Raw genomic sequence first — 17,211 nt, 5'->3', positions numbered from 1 at the left:
GATTAGTCCTTACCAGCTCGACTTCGTGACGCCGGGGATCAGGCCCTTGTTGGCCAGATCGCGCAGCTGAATACGGCAGAGCCGGAACTTGCGGTAATAGGCGCGCGGGCGACCTGTCAGCTCGCACCGGTTACGGATGCGGGTCGGGTTCGCGTTGCGCGGCAATTGCGCCATCTTGAGGCGAGCGATCAGACGCTCACCGTCGTCGAGCGTCTTGTCCGCTGCGATTGCCTTCAGTGCCGCGTACTTCGGGGCATACTGCTTGACCATCGCCTTGCGGCGCTCGTTCTTGTTGACTGAACTCAGTTTCGCCATCGACTTAAGTTCTTTCTTTCCTGAAGCGCCGCCCGTGACACGAGGTCAGGGGCGGCGGTTGGTAGTTAAGCTGCCTTCTTCTCGTCGGCAGCGTCGTCTTCGATCGGGAACGGGAAGCCGAACAGACGGAGAAGCTCGCGAGCCTCGTCGTCGGTCTTGGCCGTCGTCGTCACGATCACATCCATGCCGCGGACCTTATCGACCCGGTCATAGCTGATTTCTGGGAACACGATCTGCTCCTTGATACCGCAGGCATAGTTGCCACGGCCATCGAAGCTCTTCGGGTTGAGGCCACGAAAATCGCGGACGCGGGGAAGAGCGATCGTGATGAAACGGTCGAGAAACTCGTACATGCGCTCGCGGCGAAGGGTGACCTTCACGCCGATCGGCATGCCTTCACGCAGCTTGAACTGCGCGATCGACTTCTTGGCCTTCGTCACGACGGGCTTCTGGCCGGCGATCAGCTCCATTTCCGAAGCCGCCTGGTCGACCTTCTTCTTGTCCTGCGTCGCTTCGCCGACACCCATGTTCAGCACGATCTTGTCGATCCGGGGGATCTCCATGACGTTCTTGTAGCCGAACTTGTCGACCATCGCCTTGATGATCGTCTCGTCGTACATCTTCCGCATGCGCGGCGTGTAGGCGACCTCGGTGCCGGCCTGCTCGCCCTGAGTCTCTGGGCCAGTGTTCTGATCAACCATTGATCTTCTCCCCGGTCTTGACCGCCACGCGGACCTTCTTGCCGTCCTGCTCCTCGAAGCGGACGCGGGTCGGCTTGCCGTCGGCGGTCACGTGCGCGACCTTCGAAACGTGCATCGGTGCTTCCTTGCGGATCAGGCCACCCTGCGGGTCACCCTGAGTCGGCTTGGTGTGGCGCACGGCGATGTTGACGCCCGATACGACGACCTTGTCGGCCTTCGGCATGGAGACGGTGACTTCACCGGTCTTGCCCTTGTCCTTGCCGGACAGGACGATGACCTTGTCACCCTTCTTGATACGCTGCGACGCCATTACAGCACCTCCGGCGCGAGGCTGATGATCTTCATGTGCTTCTTGCCGCGCAGCTCGCGAACGACTGGGCCGAAGATACGGGTGCCGATCGGCTCCTCGTTCTTGTTGACCAGCACCGCGGCGTTGCCGTCGAAGCGGATGACCGTACCGTCTGCACGGCGGATATCCTTGGCGGTACGCACGATCACCGCGCGGTGAACGTCGCCCTTCTTCACACGGCCACGTGGCTGCGCTTCCTTGATGCTGACGACGATGATGTCGCCAACGCCTGCAACACGACGCTTGGAACCCCCAAGCACCTTGATGCACTGCACCCGCTTCGCGCCGCTGTTGTCAGCGACGTCGAGATTGGACTGCATCTGGATCATGGATCCGTATCCCTTCTCTGTCTCTGGGGTCGATACCGACCGAACCCCGCCTAAAAAATCACCCCGCCGCGGACGAATCCGCAGCGGGGAGGAGCGGCCGCTTAGCCGTTCCCGTTTACGAAAACAAGAGCGCAGGAGGTTTCCCCCCTGCCCTCATGTTTGATTCAGCCCTCGGCCGAAGCCCGTTCCGGCGTCGCGTGGGTATTGACCCGCTCGATCACCTTCCAGGTCTTCAGCTTCGAGATCGGTGCGGTCTCTTCGATCCGCACGGTCTCGCCCTGCTTGAACTCGTTGCTCTCGTCATGAGCATGATACTTCTTCGAGCGACGGATGATCTTCCCGTAGAGCGGGTGCTTCACCTTACGCTCGACGTTCACGACCACCGTCTTGTCGCCCTTGTCGGACACGACCAGACCGGTCAGCACGCGCTTCGGCATGATGTGTTCCTTACTTCGCGGCTTCAGCGCTGGTGCGCTGAGCCTGCAGGGTCTTGATGCGAGCGATGTCGCGGCGGACCTCACGAACGCGGCTCGGCTTTTCGAGCTGGTTCGTGGCGGCCTGGAAGCGCAGGTTGAACTGCTCGCGCTTCAGTTCGCCGAGCGACTCCGACAGCTGGTCGGCGCTCTTGGACTTCATGTCATCGATACGAGCCATGATCTTACTCGCCTCCCAGATGTGAGGTGTCGCCCAGGCGGGCAACGACCTTGACCTTGATCGGCAGCTTCATGGCCGCCCGCTCGAATGCCTCGGCGGCAATCTTGCCGTCGACGCCGTCGAGCTCGAACAGGATCCGACCCGGCTTGACGCGAGCGGCCCAATATTCCGGCGCGCCCTTGCCCTTACCCATGCGGACTTCGGCTGGCTTTCCCGAGACCGGGAGGTCTGGGAAAATGCGGATCCACAAACGCCCCTGGCGCTTCATGTGACGCGTGATCGCGCGGCGGGCCGCCTCGATCTGGCGTGCGGTGATCCGGTCGGGTTCCATCGCCTTCAGGCCATAGGAGCCGAAATTGAGCGAGAAGCCACTCTTGGCGTCGCCCGAAATCTTGCCCTTGAAGGCCTTCCGGAACTTGGTCTTTTTTGGTTGCAGCATGTCTGTTCCTGCCCCTTAGCGACGATCGTCGCGCTGCGGCCGCACGCCGGAGGTCTGAGCCTCCATCATGATGCGGTCGTACGACGTCGGATCGTTGCCGAGAATCTCGCCCTTGAAGACCCAGACCTTCACGCCGCAAACGCCATAAGACGTGTGCGCCGTAGCCTCGGCATAATCGATGTTCGCGCGCAGCGTGTGCAACGGAACCCGACCTTCACGATAGCTCTCCGACCGTGCGATCTCGGCGCCGCCAAGACGGCCACCGCAGTTCACGCGGATGCCTTCGGCACCGAGACGCATCGCCGACTGAACCGCACGCTTCATGGCGCGACGGAAGGCGATACGACGCTCGAGCTGATCGGCGATGCCCTGCGCGACGAGACGCGCATCGACTTCCGGCTTGCGGATCTCGACGATGTTCAGCGACACGGTCGACGACGTCATCTTGCCGATCGTCGAACGCAGCTTCTCGATGTCCGCACCCTTCTTGCCGATGATCACGCCGGGGCGTGCAGCGAAGATGGAGATACGGGCCAGCTTGGCCGGACGCTCGATGACCACCTTGGAGATCGCGGCCTGCGGCAGCGTCTTCATGATGAATGCGCGGATCTTGAGATCCTCGAGCAGGAGCCGACCATAGTCGGCGCCTTCGGCGTACCAGCGGCTATCCCAGGTACGGTTGATCTGCAGACGCAGACCGATGGGGTTGCTCTTCTGACCCATTATGCTTCTTCCTGCTCGCGCACGACGATGCGCAGACGGCTGAATGGCTTGAGGATGCGGGTCGACTTGCCGCGGCCGCGAGTAGCGAAACGCTTCATCGTGATCGACTTGCCAACCGAAGCCTCGGCGACGACGAGGGCGTCGACGTCGAGGTTATGGTTGTTCTCGGCGTTGGCGATGGCCGAGGCCAGCACCTTGCGCGCTTCGATCGCCATGCCCTTGGTCGAGAAGGCGAGGATGTTCATCGCATCGCCGACCTTCTTGCCACGGATCAGCGCAGCCACGAGGCCGAGCTTCTGCGCGGAACCGCGGATCTGCGTACCGACCGAAAGCGCCTCGTTGTCCGCGACCTTGCGCGGGCTGACTTGCTTAGACATCAGCGCTTGCCCTTCTTGTCGGCGGAGTGGCCGGGGAAGTAGCGCGTGGGCGCAAACTCACCGAGCTTCATGCCGACCATGTCTTCGTTGACCGAGACGGGCACGAACTTGCGGCCGTTATAGACGTTGAAGGTGAGACCCACGAACGTCGGCAGGATCGTCGAGCGACGCGACCAGGTCTTGATCGGCGAACGCGCGTTGGTGTCCTGGGCGGTTTCTGCCTTCTTGAGCAGATGAAGGTCCACGAAGGGGCCCTTCCAGACTGAACGAGCCATGTTAGCCCTTCCTCTTCGTCGAATGACGCGACCGGATGATCATCTTGTCGGTCGACTTGTTATGACGCGTGCGCGCACCCTTCGTCGGCTTGCCCCAAGGCGTAACCGGATGACGGCCACCCGAGGTACGGCCTTCACCACCGCCGTGCGGATGGTCGACCGGGTTCTTGGCGACGCCGCGCGTCAGCGGACGAATACCAAGCCAGCGCGAGCGCCCTGCCTTGCCCAGGTTCTGGTTCTGGTTGTCGGGGTTCGAAACCGCGCCAACCGTCGCCATGCAATCGCTGCGGATGTAGCGCTGCTCGCCCGAGTTCAGGCGGACCATCACCATGCCCTTGTCGCGACCGACGACCTGCACATACGTGCCGGCCGAACGGGCGATCTGGCCACCCTTCATCGGCTTCATCTCCACATTGTGGACGATGGTGCCGACCGGCATCTGACCGAGTTCCATGGCATTGCCTGGCTTCACGTCGGTCTTCTTGGCCGCGATCACCTTGTCGCCGATCGCCAGACGCTGCGGCGCCAGGATATAGGCGAGTTCTTCGTCCGGGTACTTGACCAGGGCGATGAACGCGGTGCGGTTGGGATCATACTCGATCCGCTCGACGGTGCCTTCGACGTCCCACTTGCGACGCTTGAAGTCGATGTAGCGGTACTTCTGCTTGTGACCGCCGGCGATGCCGCGCGAGGTCACATGGCCCTTGTTGTTACGACCGCCGGTCTTGTGCTTGCCTTCGGTCAGCGCCTTGACGGGCTTGCCCTTCCAGAGCGACGACTTGTCGACCAGGATGAGACCGCGGCGTGCCGGCGATGTCGGATTATAATGCTTGAGTGCCATGGCCTCAGATCCCCGTCGTCACGTCGATGGACTGACCGTCCTTCAACGTCACGATTGCCTTTTTCATGTCGGAGCGCGAGTAGTTCGTGCCCTTCCACTTCTTGGTCTTGCCCTTCTGGACGAGCGTGTTCACGCCGACGACGTTCACGTCGAACAGCGCCTCAACGGCCGCCTTGATCTCGGGCTTCGTGGCGTCGTTGGACACCTTGAACACCACCGCGTTGTGCTCCGACAGAGTCGTCGTCTTCTCGGTGATGTGCGGGGACAGGATAACGTCGTAATGACGATTATCGATGCCCGCCTTCTGCTTCTTAGCCATGGAAGCGCGCCTCCAGCTTTTCGACAGCGGCGCGCGTCAGCACCAGCGTGTCATGCTTCAGGATGTCGTAAACGTTGGCGCCGGCTGCCGGCATCACGTTCACTTCGTACAGGTTGCCCGCAGCGAATGCGAAGCTGGTGTCGACCATGTCGCCGTCGATGACGAGCGCACGCTTGCCGAAGCCGAGCTTGGCGAGATCACCGAGCAGCGTCTTGGTCTTGCCACCCTCGACAGCCAGGCTGTCCATGATGACCAGCGAACCCGCCTTGGCGTGGCTGCTGAGCGCCATGCGCAGACCGAGCGCGCGAACCTTCTTGTTCAGCGACGGGTTGAAGTCACGGACGCGAGCGCCGTGAGCCTTACCACCACCGATGAACACAGGTGCGCGACGATCGCCGTGACGAGCCGTACCGCCGCCCTTCTGGCGACCGAACTTCTTGCCGGTGCGGGCGACGTCTGCGCGCTCACGGGTGCCGCGAGCCGTCTCGCGACGCTTCTCGAGCTGCCAGGTGACGACACGGTGCAGGATGTCGGCGCGCGGATCGAGGCCGAAGACCTCGTCGTTGAGTTCGATGTCCGCAGCGTCGGTACCGGCGAAAGATGAAACCTTGATCTTCACGCTCAGCCCTCCTGGCCGTCGGCTGCAGGTGCGTCGGTCGTTTCGGCCGGCGTGTCTGCTGCAGTGTTGCTGTTGGTGGTCTTGAGACCGGCGGGGAACGGTGCGTCGGCGTGGCGCGCGACCTTCACCGAGTCCTTGATGAAGAGCCAGCCGCCCTTGGAGCCAGGAACCGAACCCTTGACGAACAGGAGACCGCGCTCGACGTCCGTCGATACGATCTCGAGGTTCTGCTGGGTGCGATACTTGTCGCCCATGTGGCCGGCCATCTTCTTGTTCTTGAAGACCTTGCCCGGATCCTGGCGCTGACCGGTCGAACCGAGCGAACGGTGCGAGACCGACACGCCGTGGGTTGCCCGCAGACCGCCGAAGCCCCAACGCTTCATGCCGCCCTGGAAGCCCTTACCCTGGGTCTTGCCCTGGATATCGACGATCTGGCCTGCGACGTAATGGTCGGCCGAGATCTCGGCGCCAACGTCGAGCAGGCCGTCTGCGTTCACACGGAACTCATGGACGACAGCCTTGGGCTCCACTTCGGCCTTGCCGAAATGGCCGCGCTGCGGCTTTGCGACATTCTTCGACTTGGCAACGCCTGCACCAAGCTGGACGGCCGTATAGCCGTCACGATCCATTTCGCGAACGGAAACGACCTGATTGCCTTCGAGAGCCAGAACGGTGACCGGCACGTGCCGACCATCTTCCTGGAACAGGCGGGTCATCCCCATCTTCTTCGCGATCACGCCAGTACGCATGATCTTGTCCCTTCCTAGACAGAGGCCCCGTCGGACTATTCCTCGGGGGCTTGCGGACCATGTCCGGAGCAAGCTCCATGATGCATCCACCTGACCCCATTCCCGGCAAATGCCCTGAATGGAGTCGGATCAACCCGGTAAATACGAAACGTGCCCCCGTCCCGGGCTGGTGTCTCTACAAACGCAGAAACGTGACGGGGGACGCTGCCCCGTCGGTTTGCACCGACGGCGGTATCCCAATGTCGAACGGCGCGGGACCGTTACCGGTCGACCGCGCCGCGCCAGCCCTTAGGCGAGCTTGATCTCGACGTCAACGCCAGCGGCGAGGTCCAGCTTCATCAGCGCATCGACCGTCTGCGGCGTCGGCTGGACGATATCCAGCATACGCTTGTACGTGCGCACCTCGAACTGCTCGCGCGACTTCTTGTCGATGTGCGGGCCGCGGTTCACGGTGAATTTTTCGATGCGCGTCGGAAGGGGAATCGGACCGCGGATGAGCGCGCCGGTGCGGCGTGCGGTGTCGGCGATGTCGCCAGTGGCCTGATCGAGCACACGGTGATCGAACGCCTTCAGACGAATGCGGATATTGCTGTCCATAGTCCCTACCGATGCGAAAGAGCGGGCCCGTTTCCGGGCTCTTGCTGGTTGATGTTTAAACCGAAGGCGGGCCATTACGGGAGAGTCGGGGGAAATGCAACCGGGGGGAGAGGGTTTTCCGGGCGACCGCAATAACGAAGGGCACCCTGTCCTCCCCCTCCGTCACCTTCGGTGCCACCTCCCCCTTGCGGGGGAGGATTGAAGATGTCGACGCTCTGCCGCTAAGATCGCGCCGCTACTTGATCCTCCCCCGCCAGGGGGAGGTGGCACGCGAAGCGTGACTGAGGGGGAGGCAAGCGATGCGGCTCGAAGGATCCCTACCCGGCCGCAGTAACGCCAAGCGGCTGCGGAAACAGATGACACCGCCGGAGATAGCATTGTGGCTGGCATTACGAGATAACGAGGCAGGCTTGCGCTTCCGCCGACAACACGCCGCAGGCCCCTACGTCCTCGACTTCTACTGCGCGCCAGCCCGACTCGCGATCGAAGTCGACGGCGAAGCGCACAACTACGGCAACCGTCCCGAACGAGACGCAACCCGCGACGCGTGGCTAATCGCCCAAGACATCCGCGTCCTCCACTACCCGGCTCGCGAAATGCTGGAAAACCTCGACGACGTCGTCCGCCAGATCACGGCCATAGCGGTCCGGCGCCGATCCATATTCGAAGGCTAATCGCCGCCTCCCCCTCCGACGCCTACGGCGCCACCTCCCCCTTGCGGGGGAGGATTTGGTTGGGCGCGGTCAACGACCGAGCGACTTACCCAAGCGTTAGCATAAAGTCCTCCCCCGCTAGGGGGAGGTGGCAGGCGGAGCCTGACGGAGGGGGCGGGAACGCCACATTCCTGATTCACCCACCCGCAGCGCGAGGCTTATGAATCCGCATGACGCATTCAGAACGTGGCTATAATCAATCAAACGTGCCGGGCTGCGTAGCACCAGACGCTTCATGATCCATCCCCCGACGGGAGGCCGCCAGCATCCCAGTTTTGTACGACCCAGAGGGTCATCGCCAACAGGACGATGATGTAGGCCATAGTATATGCAACAAATGGAATAGCCGATCCGAACGGCTCGGTAAGCATCATGATCGGAGCGGTATAAGCCATCACGATCCACCAGCCGATATCGCCGTCATACTGCCAGTCCAACACACGGCTCAAAGCTATGGCTGCGGGAACCGTCCACAGATAGCCCGTAATCCATATCAGCAGCGTGTAACGCTTCGGCCGCGGATTGGTCATGCTGCTTCATGCACAAGACCCGCATCTCTCGGCAAGTCGCTTTGTACCGAAGTTCAACGGGCGAGCCTATGCAATCGCGCCCACCCCAAACACGAAAAAGCCCGGCCTCTCTCGCGAGAAGCCGGGCTCTTTTCGATCATCTCCCGAAGGAGAAGATGCTTACTTGTCGATCTGGCTGACGACGCCTGCACCGACGGTACGGCCGCCTTCGCGGATCGTGAAGCGCTGGCCCACGTCCATGGCGATCGGTGCGATCAGCTTGATGCCGAGCGACACGTTGTCGCCTGGCATGACCATCTCGGTGCCCTCGGGCAGCTCCACGGTGCCGGTCACGTCCGTCGTACGGAAGTAGAACTGCGGGCGGTAGTTGGCGAAGAACGGCGTGTGACGGCCACCCTCTTCCTTCGACAGCACGTACACTTCCGAGTTGAAGTCGGTGTGCGGCTTGATCGTGCCTGGCTTGCAGAGCACCTGGCCACGCTCGACTTCGTCGCGTGCAACGCCGCGGATCAGCGCGCCGACGTTATCGCCAGCCTGGCCCTGGTCGAGCAGCTTGCGGAACATCTCGACGCCCGTGACCGTGGTCTTGCGAACGGTCGGGTGGATACCGACGATCTCGACTTCCTCGCCAACCTTGACGATGCCGGTCTCGACGCGGCCGGTGACGACCGTACCACGACCCGAGATCGAGAACACGTCCTCGATGGGCATCATGAACGGCTTGTCGAGCGGACGCTCGGGCTGCGGGATGTAGTCGTCGACAGCCTGCATCAGCTCGGTGACGGCGTCGGCGCCGAGCTTCTGGTTCGAGCCCGACAGCGCGCAGGTTGCCGAACCCTTGATGACGGGGATGTCGTCGCCCGGGAAGTCGTACGAGCTGAGCAGCTCGCGGATTTCCATCTCGACCAGCTCGAGGATTTCCTCGTCGTCGACCAGATCGACCTTGTTCATGAACACGACCATTGCGGGCACGCCGACCTGGCGTGCGAGCAGGATGTGCTCACGGGTCTGTGGCATCGGGCCATCGGTCGCCGAAACGACGAGGATCGCGCCGTCCATCTGGGCTGCGCCGGTGATCATGTTCTTCACATAATCGGCGTGGCCCGGGCAATCGACGTGCGCGTAGTGACGGTTGGCCGTCTCGTACTCGACGTGTGCGGTCGAGATCGTGATGCCGCGCTCGCGCTCCTCGGGAGCCTTGTCGATGTTGGCGAAGTCGACAGCGGTACCGCCGGTCGTCTCTGCCAGAACCTTCGTGATCGCAGCGGTGAGCGACGTCTTACCATGATCGACGTGACCGATGGTGCCGATGTTGAGATGCGGCTTGTTCCGCTCAAATTTTGCCTTGGCCATTGTTTCCTACCTTCTGATTCGTATTCCGGTGCCACACCGGGAACCGCGCGAACGCGGCCCCATAGCGGCTGTTAAAGCCTGACGCTAGCCCTACCCCCTTAAAGGGTTAGGCCAACTTCGCCTTCACCTCGTCGGCGACGTTCTGCGGCACTTCGTCGTAATGCGAGAACTGCATCGAGTATTGTGCACGGCCCTGCGTGAACGAGCGAAGCGAATTCACATAGCCGAACATGTTGGCCAACGGGACCATCGCCTCGACCGTCTGGGCGTTGCCGCGGCTGTCAGTGCCCTGGATCTGGCCACGACGGCTGTTCATGTCGCCGATGACGTCACCCAGATAATCCTCCGGGGTGACGACCTCAACCTTCATGACCGGCTCGAGCAGCGTGATGCCCGACTTCTGTGCCACTTCGCGCATTGCGCCACGGGCACAGATTTCGAACGCCAGTGCCGACGAGTCGACGTCGTGATACGCGCCGTCATACAGCACGATCTCGAAATCGATGATCGGGAAGCCGACCAGCGAACCGGTCGCTGCCGTCTCGCGGAAGCCCTTCTCGATCGCCGGCAGATATTCCTTCGGAATGTTGCCGCCCTTGATCTCGTCCTTGAACGTGATGCCCGAACCGCGCTCGCCGGGCGTGACCTTGACCTTCACGCGACCGAACTGGCCGGTGCCGCCCGACTGCTTCTTGTGCGTGTAGTCGACGTCGACCGGCTTCTTCAGATATTCGCGATACGCGACCTGTGGAGCGCCGACATTGGCCTCGACCTTGAACTCACGCTTCATGCGATCGACCAGGATCTCGAGATGGAGCTCGCCCATGCCCTTGATGATGGTCTGGCCCGACTCGGGGTCCGACGACACGCGGAACGAAGGATCCTCGCGTGCGAGACGATTGAGCGCGACGCCCATCTTCTCCTGATCGGCCTTGGTCTTCGGCTCCACCGACAGCTCGATCACGGGCTCGGGGAATTCCATCCGCTCGAGGATGATCGGCGCGTTCATCGCGCAGAGCGTGTCGCCCGTCGTGGTATCCTTGAGGCCTGCGAGCGCGACGATGTCGCCAGCAAAGGCTTCCTGGATGTCCTCGCGGCTGTTCGCATGCATAAGCAGCATGCGGCCGACCTTTTCCTTCTTGTCCTTGACCGAATTGGTGACCTGCGAAGCGGTCTCCAGCTTGCCCGAATAGATGCGGGCGAAGGTCAGCGTGCCGACGAACGGATCGTTCATGATCTTGAACGCCAGCGCCGAGAACGGAACCTCGTCCGACGAAGGACGCTCGTCCGGCGTCACGCCGTCGAGCTTCAGACCCTGAATCGCGGGAACGTCGAGCGGCGAAGGCAGATAGTCGACCACGGCGTCGAGCAGGGGCTGGACGCCCTTGTTCTTGAACGCCGAACCGCAGACCACCGGCACGAAGGCCATGCTGAGCGTACCCTTGCGGATCAGCTTCTTGAGGTCGGCGACGCTCGGCTCGTTACCCTCGAGATAGGCTTCCATCAGAGCATCGTCCTGCTCGACGGCCATCTCGATCAGCTCGCTGCGATACTTCGCAGCCTTCTCGACCATGTCCTCGGGGATTTCGGCATATTCGAACTTCGCGCCGAGGCTCTCTTCGAGCCAGATGATCGCGCGGTTCTCGACGAGGTCGACGAGACCCTTGAATCCGCCCTCCATGCCGATCGGCAGGTACAGGACCGCCGGACGCGCGCCGAGACGATCGATGATCGAGTTCACGCAGAAATAGAAATCGGCACCGGTGCGATCGAGCTTGTTGACGAAGCACATGCGCGGCACGCCGTACTTGTCGGCCTGACGCCACACGGTCTCGGACTGCGGCTCAACGCCGGCAACGCCGTCGAAGCACGCAACCGCGCCGTCGAGGACGCGCAGCGAACGCTCAACTTCGATCGTGAAATCGACGTGGCCCGGGGTGTCGATGATGTTGATAAGGTGCTCTTCGCCCTTACCTTCTTCGGCGCGCCACTTGCAGGTGGTTGCAGCCGACGTGATCGTGATCCCGCGCTCCTGCTCCTGCTCCATCCAATCCATCGTCGCGGTGCCTTCGTGCACTTCGCCGATCTTGTAGGACTTGCCGGTGTAATAGAGGATGCGCTCGGTCGTCGTCGTCTTGCCGGCGTCGATGTGCGCCATGATGCCGATGTTGCGGTAACGGTCGAGCGGATGGCTGCGGGCCATGATCGTGCTTCCTTAAGGATATGGGGAGCCGAACGTGCCGGCTCCCCAATATATAGGTGTTTGCGTTACAGGCGAAAGACCGCCCGCAACACGGTTACCAATGCTAGGCTTCGAAGCCCGCTGTTACCAGCGGTAGTGCGAGAATGCACGGTTGGCTTCTGCCATCCGGTGCGTGTCTTCGCGCTTCTTGACCGCGTTGCCGCGGTTGTTGGCAGCATCCATCAGCTCGCCCGACAGCCGTGCGGCCATCGTGTTCTCGCTGCGCGAACGTGCCGCACCGATCAGCCAGCGGATCGCCAGCGCCTGTGCACGCTCGGGACGCACTTCGACGGGAACCTGGTAGGTTGCACCACCGACGCGACGCGAACGGACTTCGATGCCCGGCTTCACGTTGTTCAGCGCATCATGGAAAACGCCGATCGGGTCGCGCTTGGCGCGCTGCTCGACGGTTTCGAATGCCCCGTACACGATCAGCTCTGCGACGGACTTCTTGCCGTCCAGCATGACGCTGTTCATGAACTTCGACAGAACCTCATCCCCGAACTTGGGATCAGGCAGGATGACCCGCTTTTCGGGACGACGACGACGTGCCATTTTATATTCCTTCTAAACTTCAGCCTTGATGATCGCAAAAAGCGACCGGCTTACTTCGGACGCTTGGCGCCGTACTTGGAACGCGACTGACGCCGGTCCTTCACACCCTGTGTATCGAGCACGCCGCGCAGGACGTGATAGCGAACACCGGGAAGATCGCGGACACGACCGCCACGGATCAGGACAACCGAATGCTCCTGAAGATTGTGGCCCTCGCCCGGGATGTAGCTGATGACTTCGCGCTGGTTGGTCAGGCGAACCTTGGCCACCTTGCGCAGAGCCGAGTTCGGCTTCTTCGGGGTCGTCGTGTAGACGCGCGTGCAAACGCCACGCTTCTGCGGGTTGGCTTCCATCGCAGGGACCTTGGACTTGGCCTTCTGCGGATCGCGGCCCTTGCGGACCAGCTGGTTAATCGTCGGCATTGAAGCCTTCACCTTTCAAGTGGTTACTTTGCTGGAGCCATGAGGCGCCTGAGAATACAAAAAGGACCATAGGAGCGCGGAGCGCTCCTCAGGCCCTGGAATGCATCCAGCAATGTTCAAGCATGCCCGGCGGGAAAGACTCCCGAAGAACAGGGCGCGGCTATAGGTCAGGAGTCGGCTGGGGTCAACGGGGCGGAATCGGCTTGGCGCAAGGATGGGTGATCGGCGGCAGGTGGGCGGCGCCCCCCCCTTCTCATCCCCCCCCCCGCCAGGGGGAGGATTGGGAGGGGGGGGATTGAGGCCTTCCTTATCGCGACCGCGCTCCGAGCACCGCGAGCAGCGCCTTCTCGAACCGCGCGGGATCCTCGACCTGCGGCGAGTGGCCGAGCCCTTCGAGCATGACGAGGGTGGCATTCGGCATCTGCTTCACCGCGCGCGGCGCAACCACCGGGATCGCCTCCATCGACTTGCGCAAATTCACCGGCACCTGCGCCCGGCCGAACGCGGTCTTGTCGAGCGTGCCGACGATCAATGTCGTCGAGGGCTTGATCCGGTACAGCTCGTGCGCGACGGGCTGGGTCTTGATCATCTCGCTGGCCTTGGCCTGCGCCAGCCCGACCGTGTCGCGCCCTGCCCCCTGATACATGCCCGCCTGCATCCAGACCCAGCGATCATAGGACGGCTTCCAGACACCGTGATAATAGTTCTCGAGCTGGTACGCCTTGAGCGACGCGTAGCTCGTTTTCCTCTCCCCCGCCCACAACGTATCGACGTCGGTATAGGGAAGCCCCTCTTCGGACCGGTCCTTCAGCCCGAGCGGATTGACCAGCACCAGCTTCTCGACCGAGTTGGGATACAGGATCGCGTACCGCATCGCGAGCATGCCGCCCATCGAATGCCCGACGATCGTCGCCCGCGTGACACCGCGCGATTCGAGCAGCCGTTTCGTGAACGTCGCCAGCATCTCGAAGCTATATTGCGCGTTGCGCGGCTTGGACGATTTGCAGAAGCCGATCTGGTCGGGGACGATCACGCGGTAGCCGGCGTCGGCCAATACCCTGGCGGCGCTGCCCCAGGTCGCGCCGCAGAAGTTCTTGCCGTGGAGCAGGACCACCGTGCGACCATTGGGGCGCTGCGGTGCGATATCCATGAACGCCATCTGCGCGGGCGCGCCAACGATATCGACTTCCATCGTCTGAACCGGCCAGGGATAGGTAAACCGTTCGAGCTGCGGCCCGAAATCCGGCGCCTGTGGTACCGGCCCCGCGCCTGCAAGCATAAGGGCGGCCGGCAGCGCCGACAGCATCCATCGCGCCTTCATACGAATACACTTTCCTACAGCCACCAATGAGGCTTAGGGTTAACGAGCAAACGCGGCACCTTGCAACGCATCATCGTCATCATGACGAAATGCACGCGAGACGCTTGCCCTTCTCGAAACGGCTGGGTAAGGGGCGCGTCCGTGTAGGAGTGTAGCTCAGTTGGTTAGAGCGTCGGTCTCCAAAACCGAAGGCCCTCGGTTCGAATCCGAGCACTCCTGCCACCCCCATTAAATCGGCAAATTCCGCGGCGATCGCGCCGGCGGCATCGGCGCGTCCGGTGCGATTGCAGAAAATGCATTCCTTGATGCATATTGCGCACTTGAGAAATCATCTGCTGCGATGCACAAAGATCAGGCCTTTCAGGCATCCTCTCCTAAAAACTTTCATGGCCGGTCTCGTACCGGCCTTTTTTTCGTCCGCGATTCGGCGTACGCCATGCATGCCGTCGTCGAGTCGAACGATAAACAGAAACCGTGGGAGCGGAGCCGCCGGTCAAACCGGCACCGGCAAGACGATCGTGCGGGGGATCGAGCGACCCAAGCGCTCTCCCCCGCCACTTCTCTCGGCGACCTCACCCCGCCCCCCCCCATCCGGCCCGCCACCCCGGCGCACTTGCTTTCACCTGTGACGGCAGCTATCTGCCGCGCTTCCGACAGCGAGGACGGACCTGACCGCGCTGCTCTTCACAGAGAGCGGCCAGAGGGTCTATGCCTCGCATCCCAAGTTTCTCAATCAGCGGGTTCGAAGAACATCGTGGCGAAAACGTCCCCTCTCGAATTCATCCAGCAGGTCCGCACCGAGACCGCGAAGGTCACGTGGCCGACGCGTCGCGAAACGGTTATGACCGGCGTGATGGTGGTGATCATGACGACGATCCTCGCGCTGTTCTTCCTGGGCGTCGACTCGATCCTGCAAGCGATCGTCTCCGCCCTCCTTAAATTCGCTCAGTAAGCAAGGTTCCGTCATGGCGCGCTGGTACATCATTCACGCCTATTCGGGCTTCGAGGGCAAGGTCCGCGACTCGATCATGGCCGAGGCGACCCGCATGGGTCTCGAGCAGCTCGTCGAGCAGATCGAAGTCCCCACCGAAACCACGACGGAAGCCCGTCGCGGCAAGAAGATTTCGGTCGAGCGCAAGTTCATGCCGGGCTATGTGCTCGCCAAGCTGAACATGAACGACGACGTGTATCACCTCGTCAAGAACACCCCGAAGGTCACCGGCTTCCTCGGCAGCATGGGCAAGCCCCAGGCGATCAGCGAGGCGGAAGCCACGCGGATGCTGAACAGCAAGGAAGAGGCCGCCGCGGCGCCCAAGCAGAAGATCAAGGTCGACTACGAGATCGGCGACCAGGTCAAGGTCCTCGACGGCCCGTTCGCGACCTTCAACGGCCTGGTCGAGGAACTCGACTTCGACCGCAGCCGCGTCAAGGTCTCGGTGTCGATCTTCGGGCGTGCGACGCCGGTCGAGCTTGAGTTCGAGCAGGTCGAAAGAAGCAAGTAAGGCCAAGCCGCACGCGATCAGCCACAGGCTGATCGCGAGACGGTGCCAGCCCGGCTGGCGGGCCACCGGCCCGACCGACGACGCGGGATTTACTCCCCCGTTGCGCTTTTGCGAGCGCTAAAAACATCCCCTCCCCGCTCCGTCATCCTGACGAAAGTCAAGATCCAGAGTTACGGAACGCCGGTGTGCCCGACTCTGGGGCCGGACCCTCGCTAGGATGGCGTAAAGAGGCTGGCGAGCCTTCTAACGAAGCGGCCTGGGATTTGGGGACGAGCACCTTGCAGATCCACGGACATTAAGACCGCGCCTTATCCTACCGATCACCACACCGCGTGCATCCGGCCGTTGGCTTGACGAAGCTGCAAGCGATGCAAGCGCCTGCGGCAGAAACGCCCACATGCGGTCGTTCGATGGTCTTCAAGCATCCACCAATTGCAGACATTCGCTTATGCTGGCATTCTTAATAGATGACGTGGAAACGACTTGGTCTCGCCACTTTGCTGGGCGGTATTGCTCTCCCCACGGGCTTCTACCCAATGAAGGCGGCTCTGACTGAATGGTATTTGCATGCCGCTCCTCACGACGGACTGTCCGGATTGGGCGTACTCGCAGGGAGTCTCTATTTCGCTCTAGCTTGCGGACTAGTGACTTTCGGAACCGTTCTGAGCCTACGCCGTCAGCGTCCATAGCTGCCGTTCGGCCATTCCGCTGTCGCCCACTTTCGTACAATCGCTCCGCATTGTAGCACATCCAAAGGGAGAAGTTCGTTGCCCGCAACCGCTCGACCTTTATGGATTTTGACAGCATTCTTAATCGCTGCATTTCCCGTCCTGAATTTCGTGTATTGGCCTCAGGTACTGCGCTCGGGCCAGTTGCCGCCCGATGGCGATAGTATTGGCATACCAATTTATGGGAGCGTTCTGATTGCAATCATCGCGTCACCGTTCGTAATCGGTATCACTGGTCTTTGCCTACGACGATACAATCCGCCAGTTCGCCTGACCGCCTACAGGCACGACCGACCTTTGCGAAGCGCTCTGGCGACGATCCTATTTGGTAGTGCGGGCGTCGTCCTGATGCTCGGCTCGATTGCCGAGTTGATGCATCAGCTCCAGTGGTATGAATATCTATGGCCAGCCTACACAGCATTCTGGGTGCCATGGATGTTCGGCCTACGCGCCGCCTTCATTGAGCAGAACACCGTTGTTGTCGTTTAGGCGTCCGAGTCCGACTATACGCTAATCCTGCCGAAAGCTGCCAGTCCGCTTCCCTCCCCAAAACGGACA

The 17,211-nt window shown here is 61.8% G+C and carries 25 protein-coding genes and 1 tRNA gene; 5 read left to right on the top strand and 21 right to left on the bottom strand.

Annotated features, from left to right (window positions below):
* Positions 1-9 precede the first annotated feature (9 nt).
* The 15 genes from rpsN to rpsJ all read right to left on the bottom strand — a co-directional run bounded on the left by rpsN (position 10) and on the right by rpsJ (position 7,287).
* Positions 10-315 carry a 30S ribosomal protein S14 gene (gene rpsN, locus EQZ23_RS10565; protein WP_128454358.1) on the bottom strand — a complete coding sequence of 102 codons (306 nt, stop codon included), beginning with the start codon at positions 313-315 and terminating at the stop codon, positions 10-12.
* Between the two features lie 65 nt (positions 316-380).
* The gene (gene rplE, locus EQZ23_RS10560) at positions 381-944 is read right to left on the bottom strand and encodes a 50S ribosomal protein L5 (protein WP_055875097.1); all 564 of its coding nucleotides are present in this window, start codon (positions 942-944) and stop codon (positions 381-383) included.
* A gap of 64 nt (positions 945-1,008) precedes the next feature.
* The gene (gene rplX / locus EQZ23_RS10555; protein ID WP_128454357.1) at positions 1,009-1,326 is read right to left on the bottom strand and encodes a 50S ribosomal protein L24; all 318 of its coding nucleotides are present in this window, start codon (positions 1,324-1,326) and stop codon (positions 1,009-1,011) included.
* Positions 1,326-1,694: a 50S ribosomal protein L14 gene (gene rplN / locus EQZ23_RS10550; RefSeq protein ID WP_031393755.1), complete on the bottom strand. Its 369-nt coding sequence runs from the start codon at positions 1,692-1,694 to the stop codon at positions 1,326-1,328. Before rplN ends, rplX begins: the two co-directional genes overlap by 1 nt.
* A gap of 164 nt (positions 1,695-1,858) precedes the next feature.
* The gene (rpsQ, locus tag EQZ23_RS10545) at positions 1,859-2,131 is read right to left on the bottom strand and encodes a 30S ribosomal protein S17 (RefSeq protein ID WP_031393756.1); all 273 of its coding nucleotides are present in this window, start codon (positions 2,129-2,131) and stop codon (positions 1,859-1,861) included.
* A 10-nt stretch (positions 2,132-2,141) separates the two neighbouring features.
* Complete coding sequence (rpmC, locus tag EQZ23_RS10540; RefSeq protein WP_128454356.1) at positions 2,142-2,348, bottom strand: 50S ribosomal protein L29; 207 nt, start codon at positions 2,346-2,348, stop codon at positions 2,142-2,144.
* A gap of 4 nt (positions 2,349-2,352) precedes the next feature.
* A complete protein-coding gene (rplP, locus tag EQZ23_RS10535; protein ID WP_031393758.1) occupies positions 2,353-2,787 on the bottom strand; it encodes a 50S ribosomal protein L16 in 435 nt (144 codons plus the stop codon).
* A 15-nt stretch (positions 2,788-2,802) separates the two neighbouring features.
* The gene (gene rpsC, locus EQZ23_RS10530) at positions 2,803-3,510 is read right to left on the bottom strand and encodes a 30S ribosomal protein S3 (RefSeq protein WP_055872646.1); all 708 of its coding nucleotides are present in this window, start codon (positions 3,508-3,510) and stop codon (positions 2,803-2,805) included.
* Positions 3,510-3,887 carry a 50S ribosomal protein L22 gene (gene rplV, locus EQZ23_RS10525; RefSeq protein WP_056047621.1) on the bottom strand — a complete coding sequence of 126 codons (378 nt, stop codon included), beginning with the start codon at positions 3,885-3,887 and terminating at the stop codon, positions 3,510-3,512. The genes rpsC and rplV overlap by 1 nt, the downstream gene beginning before the upstream one ends.
* The gene (rpsS, locus tag EQZ23_RS10520; RefSeq protein WP_128454355.1) at positions 3,887-4,162 is read right to left on the bottom strand and encodes a 30S ribosomal protein S19; all 276 of its coding nucleotides are present in this window, start codon (positions 4,160-4,162) and stop codon (positions 3,887-3,889) included. Before rpsS ends, rplV begins: the two co-directional genes overlap by 1 nt.
* 1 nt (position 4,163) lies before the next feature.
* Positions 4,164-5,003 carry a 50S ribosomal protein L2 gene (rplB, locus tag EQZ23_RS10515; protein WP_128454354.1) on the bottom strand — a complete coding sequence of 280 codons (840 nt, stop codon included), beginning with the start codon at positions 5,001-5,003 and terminating at the stop codon, positions 4,164-4,166.
* A gap of 4 nt (positions 5,004-5,007) precedes the next feature.
* The gene (locus tag EQZ23_RS10510) at positions 5,008-5,322 is read right to left on the bottom strand and encodes a 50S ribosomal protein L23 (RefSeq protein ID WP_128454353.1); all 315 of its coding nucleotides are present in this window, start codon (positions 5,320-5,322) and stop codon (positions 5,008-5,010) included.
* Complete coding sequence (rplD, locus tag EQZ23_RS10505; protein ID WP_055872651.1) at positions 5,315-5,941, bottom strand: 50S ribosomal protein L4; 627 nt, start codon at positions 5,939-5,941, stop codon at positions 5,315-5,317. The genes EQZ23_RS10510 and rplD overlap by 8 nt, the downstream gene beginning before the upstream one ends.
* 2 nt (positions 5,942-5,943) lie before the next feature.
* The gene (rplC, locus tag EQZ23_RS10500) at positions 5,944-6,690 is read right to left on the bottom strand and encodes a 50S ribosomal protein L3 (protein WP_128454352.1); all 747 of its coding nucleotides are present in this window, start codon (positions 6,688-6,690) and stop codon (positions 5,944-5,946) included.
* 288 nt (positions 6,691-6,978) lie between these two features.
* Positions 6,979-7,287, bottom strand: a complete 309-nt coding sequence (rpsJ, locus tag EQZ23_RS10495; protein WP_007406109.1) for a 30S ribosomal protein S10 — start codon at positions 7,285-7,287, stop codon at positions 6,979-6,981.
* Between the two features lie 299 nt (positions 7,288-7,586).
* Between rpsJ and EQZ23_RS10490 the strand changes: the two genes are divergently transcribed.
* Positions 7,587-7,961, top strand: a complete 375-nt coding sequence (locus EQZ23_RS10490) for an endonuclease domain-containing protein (RefSeq protein ID WP_128454351.1) — start codon at positions 7,587-7,589, stop codon at positions 7,959-7,961.
* Positions 7,962-8,233: 272 nt separating this feature from the next.
* Here EQZ23_RS10490 and EQZ23_RS10485 read toward each other — a convergent pair whose 3' ends face one another.
* From EQZ23_RS10485 to EQZ23_RS10460, 6 genes are all read right to left on the bottom strand, one after another.
* The gene (locus EQZ23_RS10485) at positions 8,234-8,530 is read right to left on the bottom strand and encodes a hypothetical protein (protein WP_128454350.1); all 297 of its coding nucleotides are present in this window, start codon (positions 8,528-8,530) and stop codon (positions 8,234-8,236) included.
* 159 nt (positions 8,531-8,689) lie between these two features.
* Positions 8,690-9,883: an elongation factor Tu gene (gene tuf / locus EQZ23_RS10480; protein WP_031393767.1), complete on the bottom strand. Its 1,194-nt coding sequence runs from the start codon at positions 9,881-9,883 to the stop codon at positions 8,690-8,692.
* Between the two features lie 106 nt (positions 9,884-9,989).
* Positions 9,990-12,086, bottom strand: coding sequence for an elongation factor G (fusA, locus tag EQZ23_RS10475; protein WP_128454349.1), 2,097 nt, complete (start codon positions 12,084-12,086; stop codon positions 9,990-9,992).
* 123 nt (positions 12,087-12,209) lie between these two features.
* A complete protein-coding gene (gene rpsG, locus EQZ23_RS10470; RefSeq protein ID WP_055872660.1) occupies positions 12,210-12,680 on the bottom strand; it encodes a 30S ribosomal protein S7 in 471 nt (156 codons plus the stop codon).
* 50 nt (positions 12,681-12,730) lie between these two features.
* Entirely contained in the window at positions 12,731-13,102 is a 372-nt protein-coding gene (gene rpsL, locus EQZ23_RS10465) for a 30S ribosomal protein S12 (RefSeq protein ID WP_010164594.1), read from the bottom strand.
* A 307-nt stretch (positions 13,103-13,409) separates the two neighbouring features.
* The gene (locus tag EQZ23_RS10460; protein ID WP_128454348.1) at positions 13,410-14,423 is read right to left on the bottom strand and encodes an alpha/beta hydrolase; all 1,014 of its coding nucleotides are present in this window, start codon (positions 14,421-14,423) and stop codon (positions 13,410-13,412) included.
* A 145-nt stretch (positions 14,424-14,568) separates the two neighbouring features.
* On the opposite strand from EQZ23_RS10460, the gene EQZ23_RS10455 reads away from it, so the two are divergent.
* From EQZ23_RS10455 to EQZ23_RS10440, 4 genes are all read left to right on the top strand, one after another.
* A tRNA-Trp gene (locus tag EQZ23_RS10455) sits at positions 14,569-14,645 on the top strand.
* A gap of 532 nt (positions 14,646-15,177) precedes the next feature.
* A complete protein-coding gene (gene secE / locus EQZ23_RS10450) occupies positions 15,178-15,375 on the top strand; it encodes a preprotein translocase subunit SecE (RefSeq protein WP_128454347.1) in 198 nt (65 codons plus the stop codon).
* Positions 15,376-15,388: 13 nt separating this feature from the next.
* Complete coding sequence (gene nusG, locus EQZ23_RS10445) at positions 15,389-15,925, top strand: transcription termination/antitermination protein NusG (protein ID WP_128454346.1); 537 nt, start codon at positions 15,389-15,391, stop codon at positions 15,923-15,925.
* Positions 15,926-16,692: 767 nt separating this feature from the next.
* A complete protein-coding gene (locus EQZ23_RS10440) occupies positions 16,693-17,142 on the top strand; it encodes a hypothetical protein (protein WP_128454345.1) in 450 nt (149 codons plus the stop codon).
* Positions 17,143-17,211: the final 69 nt, after the last annotated feature.

Source organism: Sphingomonas sp. UV9 (genome assembly GCF_004101245.1).
In the GTDB taxonomy this organism is placed as follows: domain Bacteria; phylum Pseudomonadota; class Alphaproteobacteria; order Sphingomonadales; family Sphingomonadaceae; genus Sphingomonas.
This window is presented reverse-complemented; position numbering and strand designations above follow the sequence as displayed.

Excerpts from the sequence above, each read along its gene's own strand:
- rpsN (WP_128454358.1), bottom strand. The coding sequence starts at position 315 with ATGGCGAAACTGAGTTCAGTCAACAAGAACGAGCGCCGCAAGGCGATG.
- rplE (WP_055875097.1), bottom strand. The coding sequence starts at position 944 with ATGCGGAAGATGTACGACGAGACGATCATCAAGGCGATGGTCGACAAG.
- rplX (WP_128454357.1), bottom strand. The coding sequence starts at position 1,326 with ATGGCGTCGCAGCGTATCAAGAAGGGTGACAAGGTCATCGTCCTGTCC.
- rplN (WP_031393755.1), bottom strand. The coding sequence starts at position 1,694 with ATGATCCAGATGCAGTCCAATCTCGACGTCGCTGACAACAGCGGCGCG.
- rpsQ (WP_031393756.1), bottom strand. The coding sequence starts at position 2,131 with ATGCCGAAGCGCGTGCTGACCGGTCTGGTCGTGTCCGACAAGGGCGAC.
- rpmC (WP_128454356.1), bottom strand. The coding sequence starts at position 2,348 with ATGGCTCGTATCGATGACATGAAGTCCAAGAGCGCCGACCAGCTGTCG.
- rplP (WP_031393758.1), bottom strand. The coding sequence starts at position 2,787 with ATGCTGCAACCAAAAAAGACCAAGTTCCGGAAGGCCTTCAAGGGCAAG.
- rpsC (WP_055872646.1), bottom strand. The coding sequence starts at position 3,510 with ATGGGTCAGAAGAGCAACCCCATCGGTCTGCGTCTGCAGATCAACCGT.
- rplV (WP_056047621.1), bottom strand. The coding sequence starts at position 3,887 with ATGTCTAAGCAAGTCAGCCCGCGCAAGGTCGCGGACAACGAGGCGCTT.
- rpsS (WP_128454355.1), bottom strand. The coding sequence starts at position 4,162 with ATGGCTCGTTCAGTCTGGAAGGGCCCCTTCGTGGACCTTCATCTGCTC.
- rplB (WP_128454354.1), bottom strand. The coding sequence starts at position 5,003 with ATGGCACTCAAGCATTATAATCCGACATCGCCGGCACGCCGCGGTCTC.
- EQZ23_RS10510 (WP_128454353.1), bottom strand. The coding sequence starts at position 5,322 with ATGGCTAAGAAGCAGAAGGCGGGCATCGATAATCGTCATTACGACGTT.
- rplC (WP_128454352.1), bottom strand. The coding sequence starts at position 6,690 with ATGCGTACTGGCGTGATCGCGAAGAAGATGGGGATGACCCGCCTGTTC.
- rpsJ (WP_007406109.1), bottom strand. The coding sequence starts at position 7,287 with ATGGACAGCAATATCCGCATTCGTCTGAAGGCGTTCGATCACCGTGTG.
- EQZ23_RS10490 (WP_128454351.1), top strand. The coding sequence starts at position 7,587 with ATGCGGCTCGAAGGATCCCTACCCGGCCGCAGTAACGCCAAGCGGCTG.
- EQZ23_RS10485 (WP_128454350.1), bottom strand. The coding sequence starts at position 8,530 with ATGACCAATCCGCGGCCGAAGCGTTACACGCTGCTGATATGGATTACG.
- tuf (WP_031393767.1), bottom strand. The coding sequence starts at position 9,883 with ATGGCCAAGGCAAAATTTGAGCGGAACAAGCCGCATCTCAACATCGGC.
- fusA (WP_128454349.1), bottom strand. The coding sequence starts at position 12,086 with ATGGCCCGCAGCCATCCGCTCGACCGTTACCGCAACATCGGCATCATG.
- rpsG (WP_055872660.1), bottom strand. The coding sequence starts at position 12,680 with ATGGCACGTCGTCGTCGTCCCGAAAAGCGGGTCATCCTGCCTGATCCC.
- rpsL (WP_010164594.1), bottom strand. The coding sequence starts at position 13,102 with ATGCCGACGATTAACCAGCTGGTCCGCAAGGGCCGCGATCCGCAGAAG.
- EQZ23_RS10460 (WP_128454348.1), bottom strand. The coding sequence starts at position 14,423 with ATGAAGGCGCGATGGATGCTGTCGGCGCTGCCGGCCGCCCTTATGCTT.
- nusG (WP_128454346.1), top strand. The coding sequence starts at position 15,389 with ATGGCGCGCTGGTACATCATTCACGCCTATTCGGGCTTCGAGGGCAAG.